The sequence below is a fragment of the Candidatus Methylomirabilota bacterium genome (assembly GCA_035936835.1).
Taxonomy (GTDB): Bacteria; Methylomirabilota; Methylomirabilia; order Rokubacteriales; family CSP1-6; genus AR37.
Window position 1 is genome coordinate 1 of sequence record DASYVT010000085.1, and the last position, 4,497, is coordinate 4,497.

General features: G+C 71.5%; 4 protein-coding genes. 3 read left to right on the plus strand and 1 reads right to left on the minus strand.

Annotated elements, in window-relative coordinates; translation table 11 throughout:
* Positions 1–264: 264 nt before the first annotated feature.
* Positions 265–879 carry an arylesterase gene (locus VGV06_07000; protein ID HEV2054902.1) on the minus strand — a complete coding sequence of 205 codons (615 nt, stop codon included), beginning with the start codon at positions 877–879 and terminating at the stop codon, positions 265–267.
* A gap of 26 nt (positions 880–905) precedes the next feature.
* Here VGV06_07000 and VGV06_07005 point away from each other — a divergent pair, with 26 nt between their 5' ends.
* From VGV06_07005 to VGV06_07015, 3 genes are all read left to right on the plus strand, one after another.
* The gene (locus tag VGV06_07005; GenBank protein HEV2054903.1) at positions 906–1,592 is read left to right on the plus strand and encodes an ABC transporter ATP-binding protein; all 687 of its coding nucleotides are present in this window, start codon (positions 906–908) and stop codon (positions 1,590–1,592) included.
* A complete protein-coding gene (locus VGV06_07010; protein HEV2054904.1) occupies positions 1,576–4,095 on the plus strand; it encodes an FtsX-like permease family protein in 2,520 nt (839 codons plus the stop codon). The genes VGV06_07005 and VGV06_07010 overlap by 17 nt, the downstream gene beginning before the upstream one ends.
* The coding region (locus VGV06_07015) for a pseudouridine synthase (protein ID HEV2054905.1) at positions 4,092–4,497 on the plus strand (406 nt) is incomplete at its 3' end. The genes VGV06_07010 and VGV06_07015, both read left to right, overlap by 4 nt.

Genomic DNA, 4,497 nt, shown 5'->3' on the forward strand with positions numbered 1-4,497 from the left:
AGGCGCGCGCCGGGCAGTTCGACCCAGCCGGCGCCGTGGCGGAGGTCGGCCTGGTGTTGCTCGCGAGCGCCTTCCAGGTGGGCGGTCAGGGCGGCCTTGACCGCGGCCGGCAGCATCGTCACCCGGTCCTTGTGGCCCTTGAAACCGTGCTCATACCCGCCACTCCTTCTTGTTCGTGCGGTTCGAAGATAGTCGACCGCCGGGGAGCGTACAAGAGAAATCCAGCCACCATCGTGCACCTCCGCTTCGCCGCCCGCTCCTCCCCTACCGCTTGAGCATCGGCTCCACGTGGGGCCAGAGGTGGTCAACGACGATACGGTAGCCTTCCGCCGTGGGGTGGATACCGTCGGGCTGGTTGAGGCGCGGGTTGCCGGCGACGCCGTCGAGGAGAAAGGGCAGGAACGCCGCCTTGTGCGCGCGCGCGACGTCGGCGTAGAGGCGGCGGAAGTCCGCCGCGTAGCGCGCGCCGTAATTGGGCGGCACTTCCATTCCCGCCACGAGCACTCGCGCGCCCGCCTTCTGGAAGCGCGCCACGATGGCGTCGAGGTTGGCGCGGACGGAGGCGAGATCTTGTCCGCGCAGCGCGTCGTTGGCGCCGATCGCGACGATCACGATATCGGGCTTGTTCTTGAGCGCCCAGTCCACCCGCCTGAGGCCGCCCGCCGTCGTGTCGCCCGAGGCGCCGGCGTTGACCACGCGGTAGTCATAACCCTCGGCGCGGAGCCGGGCCTGGAGCCGCGCTGGATATGAATCCTCGGGCGTGACGCCGAGCCCCGCCGTCAGGCTGTCGCCGAATGCGACGATGACCCGCTCCGCTGCCGCCCCGGCCGGCTGCGCAAGAGCGAGGGCGGCGAGGAGGGCGGCGAGGAGGGTTCGCATCACGCTAGTGTAGTATGGATCGCGTCATGATCAGCGTCCGCGGCCTTGGCATGCGTCTCGAGAGCGGCGGCCGCCCGGTGGACGTGCTCACCGAGGTCTCCCTGGAGGTGCCGGCCCGTCAATTCGTCGCCGTGGCGGGACCCTCCGGCAGCGGCAAGTCCACGCTGCTCGGCCTGATCGCGGGCCTCGACCGTCCCACGACCGGGCGGATCGTGGTGAACGGGGTCGAGCTGACGGGCCTCGGCGAGGACGCCCTCGCGCGCTTCCGCCGCGACACCATCGGCTACGTCTTCCAATCCTTCCACCTGATCCCAACACTGACGGCGCTCGAGAACGTCGCGGTGCCGCTCGAGTTGGCGGCAGATCCTGACGCGCTCGAGCGGGCGCAAGCGCTCTTGAGAGAGGTGGGCCTCGAAGACCGCGCGCACCACTACCCCGTGCAACTCTCGGGAGGCGAGCAGCAGCGCGTGGCCGTGGCGCGCGCCGTCGCGCGGCGCCCGACGCTCCTCCTCGCCGACGAGCCGACGGGCAACCTCGACTCGGCCACGGGCAAGCAGATCATCGATCTCCTGGTCGCGCTGAATCGCAACCTCGGCAGCACGCTGGTCCTGGTGACCCACGATCCGGCGCTGGCCGCGCTCGCCGGCCGCGTGATCACGCTCCGCGACGGGCGCATCGTGAGCGACGAAATGACCAATGGCGGCCCGGCCTAACCTCGACTTCGTGTTGACGCTCGCGTGGCGGGAGACGCGCGGCGCGGGGCGGCACTTCGCCTATCTCATCGCCTGCATCACGCTCGGCGTGGGCGCCCTCGTCGCCGTCGGCAGCTTCGCCTCGAGCCTCGAGCGCACCGTCGGCCGCTCGGCGCGCGCGCTCATGGGCGGCGACGTCGAGATCCGCAGCACCCAGCCGCTATCGCCCGCCGGGCAAGCCGTCGTGGCGGAGATGGCGCGCGGCGGTGTCGAGGTCCTTCCCGTCCAGGAGATGGTCGCGATGTCGGCGGCCGGCGGGCGGAGCCAGATCGTCGAGCTCAAGACCGTCGCCCCGGGTTATCCGTTCTACGGCGAGCTCGTCACCGAGCCCGCCGCGCCGCTCGGGAGCCTCGTTGGCAAGGGCCGCGCGCTCGTCCACCCCTCGCTGCTCCAAAAGCTCGGGGCCTCGGTCGGCGACCACATGAAGATCGGCGAGGCCGACTTCGTCATCAGCGGCGTCATTCGCCAGGAGCCCGACCGCTCCGTCGGCGTCTTCTCGCTCGGGCCGCGCGTGATGATCGCGCCCGAAGACCTGCCGGGCACAAAGCTGGTGCGCCCGGGCAGCCGAGTGCGCCATCGCGTGCTCTTCCGTGTGCCTGCCGGGACGAGCGCGGAGACGTTCAAGGACGCGCTCGCGGCACGGCTGACCGACACGAACGTGCGGATCACGACGTACGCGCAGGCCCAGCCGGGCGTGCGCCGCTTCTGGAACCAGCTGACGGTCTATCTCGGGCTCACGGGCCTCGTCGCCCTCATGGTGGGCGGCATCGGCGTTGCGACCAGCGTGCGCGCGTTCGTGCGCGGCAAGCTCGACACGATCGCGGTGCTGAAGTGCCTCGGCGCGGGCTGGCGCCAGGTGCTGGCCGCCTATCTCCTCCAGACGGTGCTCCTCGGTCTCGGCGGCAGCCTGCTCGGCGCCGCGCTCGGCACCGCGCTCCAGCTGGCGCTCGTGCCTGCGCTCTCGCCGCTCCTGCCCTTCCCGATCGAGTCATCGGTGTCTCTCGGCTCCGTGCTGGCCGGGCTCGGCATGGGCACGGGGCTCACGCTCCTGTTCGCGCTCTGGCCGTTGCTCGACATCCGCCGCGTGCCGCCCGCGCTCATCCTGCGCCGCGACGTCGAAGCCCGGCTGCCTGGCCGACGCCCATGGCTCGCCGGGCTTCCGATCGCGGCGGGGCTTGCGGCCCTCGCCTTCTGGCAGGCGGGCTCCTTTAAGGTAGGCGGCCTCTTCGTGGGCGGCCTGGCGGGCGCGCTCGCCCTGCTCGGGCTCACCGCGCGGCTCGTCATCGCCGGCGCGAAGCGCCTCCCACGTCTGCGCTCGCTCGCCTGGCGCCAGGCCGTGGCCAATGTCCACCGCCCCGGCTCTCACGCGGGCGTCGTCCTGGTCTCGCTCGGCGTGGCCGTGATGCTGATCGTCGCCGTGGCGCTCCTCGAGCAGAGCCTGCGCGCCGAGCTGGCCGACCGCGGGCCGGAGCGGTCACCTGCATTCTTCTTCATCGACATCCAGCGCGACCAGGTCGCTCCCTTCACGCGCCTCGTGACGGATCTCGCAGGACACACGCCCGAGCTCACGCCCGTCGTCCGCTCGCGGCTTGCCACTATCAACGGCGCCTCCGTCGCCGATGATTCGCGGCAGAAGCACGAGGAGGTCTGGTACCTCTCGCGCGAGTACGTGCTGACCTGGGGCGCCGAGCCGCCCGCGCACAACGTCGTCATCGCCGGCCGCTGGTGGACGGCGGATGAGGCGCGTGGGGAGGCCTTGATCTCCGTCGAAGAGGAGATCGCGAAGAACCTCGGGGTCACGATCGGCGGCACGCTGGGCTTCGACATCCAGGGCGTCACGGTGCAGGCGCGGGTCGTCAATCTCCGCCGCGTGGACTGGCAGACCTTCAACACCAACTTCTTCGTGATCTTCTCGCAGGGCGCGCTCGACGGCGCGCCCTCGACCTGGATCGCGACCGCGCGCGCGGCGCCGGCCGACGAGAGCGCCGTCCAGTCGGCCGTCACCGCGGCCTTCCCGAACGTCACGGCCATTCCCGTGCGCGAGGTGCTCGAGCGCATCGCCGGGGTCCTCGACCAGATCGCCCTCGCGATCCGGCTCCTGGCGGGCGTGAGCATCGCGACGGGTCTCATCGTCACGGCAGGCGCCCTTGGCGTGAGCCGCCACCAGCGGCTCTACCAAAGCGTGATCCTGAAGACGCTCGGCGCCACGCGCGGCGTCGTTGGGCGGGTGTTCGCCATCGAGTACGCGATCTTGGGCGTGGCGGCAGGGCTCTGCGGCTCGCTCCTGGCCGCGGCGCTGGCATGGAGCGTCGGCCACTGGGCGCTCGATATCGGCTGGGCGGGCTCGCCGCTGACCATCGCCGCGGGGGTCGGGGGCGCGATGCTGCTCGCGCTCGGCGTCGGCTTCCTCGGCACCTTCCGGCTCCTCGGCCGGAAGCCTCTCGGCGTCCTCAGAGGCGAATGAGCCCGGCGACGCTGTCGGACCGGCTGCACGCGCTCTTCCCCGAGTCCTCGGGACGGAGCCTCAAGCAGTGGCTCGAATCCGGGCGCGTCGAGGTCAACGGGCGCGTGGCCCGGGACGGGCGCGCGGTCCTGCGCGCAGACGACCGCGTCGAGCTCGGCGGGCGCGGCCGCATCCCCTTCCCGAAGGGTCTCGGCCTCGTGTACCAGGATGACGCGATCGTCGTCGTCGACAAGCCGGCGAGACTCCTCACCATGGCGACCGAGCGCGAGCGCGAGCGCACCGCCTACCGCCTGCTCTGGGACTATCTCCAGGCCGAGCGGCCGCGCGCGCGCCCCTTCATCGTCCACCGCCTCGACCGCGAGACTTCAGGGCTCCTGGTATTCGCCAAGTCCCCGGAAGCCA